This window comes from Nocardia barduliensis, from assembly GCF_013315795.1.
GTDB classification, from domain to species: Bacteria; Actinomycetota; Actinomycetes; order Mycobacteriales; family Mycobacteriaceae; genus Nocardia; species Nocardia barduliensis.
Map to the genome: position 1 here is coordinate 1 of NZ_JABLTE010000263.1, position 1,187 is coordinate 1,187.

Here is a 1,187-nt window from a genome sequence, read left to right on the forward strand (position 1 = left end):
TGTTGTGTCGCAGGGGAGGACGGATCGCTGTCGGAGCCGAGTGTGGTGTGTTGCCAGAGGGCGTAGTCGGCGTATTGGACCGGCAGCGGCGCCCAGTCCGGTGTGTTGCCGTCGTGGCGGGCGAGGTAGGCGGTCGCCAGGTCGCGCGCGAGTGGTGCGAGGGAGGTTCCGTCGGCTGAGATGTGGTGGGTCACGATGACGAGTAGGTGGTTGTGGCCGGAGGTGAGCAGTCGCAGGCGGATGGGTGCGGTGGTGGTCACGTCGAAGCCGGTGGACATGAGCCGGTGCACTATTTGCGTGTCCTCGACGCCGCGCTCCTCGACCGGTAGACCGTCGGGAAGGACCGTGCTGGTGGGCAGGATTTCCTGGTAGGGCTGTCCGTCGGTGTCGATGGGGTAGCGGGTGCGCAGTGCTTCGTGTCGTTCGAGGACGTCGGTGACCGCGTGGCGCAGTGCGGGCAGGTCGAGGTGGCCGGTCAGCCGGATGGCGAAGGGCATGTTGTAGGCGGGAGAGTCCGGGTGGATGCGGTTGAGCAGCCAGATCCGCTGTTGGGCGAGGGAGAGCGGGATGCGCTGCGGGCGTCGTGACCGGGTCAAGGGCGGGCGAGCGGGGTCCGCACTGCCGCCGACCACTCGCGCGGCCAGGGCGGATATCAGTGGCGCCTCGAACAGCTCGCGCACGGTGAGTTGCGTGTGCAGTGCTTCGTTGATCCGTGCGACGGCTCGGGTCGCGAGCAGTGAATTGCCGCCGAGGGCGAAGAAGTCGTCATCGATACCGGCCCGCTCGATGCCGAGCAGTTCGGCGAACACTGCGGCGACGGCGTGTTCGGCGGGATTACGCGCGGCCCGGAAGGTTTTGGTCTCGGCCACGGGTGCGGGTAGTGCTTTGCGGTCGAGTTTGCCGCTGGCGTTCAGCGGCAGCGCGGGTAGCTCGACCAGCGCGGAGGGAATCATGTACCCGGGCAGGACCGCCGCCAGCGCGGCCGAGAGTTCCTCGCGGTCCATGACCTGCCCCGGGCGTGGGACCACATAGGCCACCAGCCGCTCTCCCGCCGGGGAGGGTAGGACTGCCGCGACTGCTTGGCTGACCGTGGGGTGTGCCAGCAGCGCGGTTTCGATCTCGCCGAGTTCGATGCGTTGGCCGCGGAATTTCACCTGGAAATCGATGCGGCCCAGGAACTCCAGGCG

At 68.1% G+C, this 1,187-nt stretch carries 1 protein-coding gene; it reads right to left on the bottom strand.

Annotated elements, in window-relative coordinates; translation table 11 throughout:
* Nucleotides 1-1,187: condensation domain-containing protein (locus HOV91_RS39090; RefSeq protein ID WP_246351619.1), on the bottom strand; the 1,187-nt coding region annotated here is incomplete at both ends.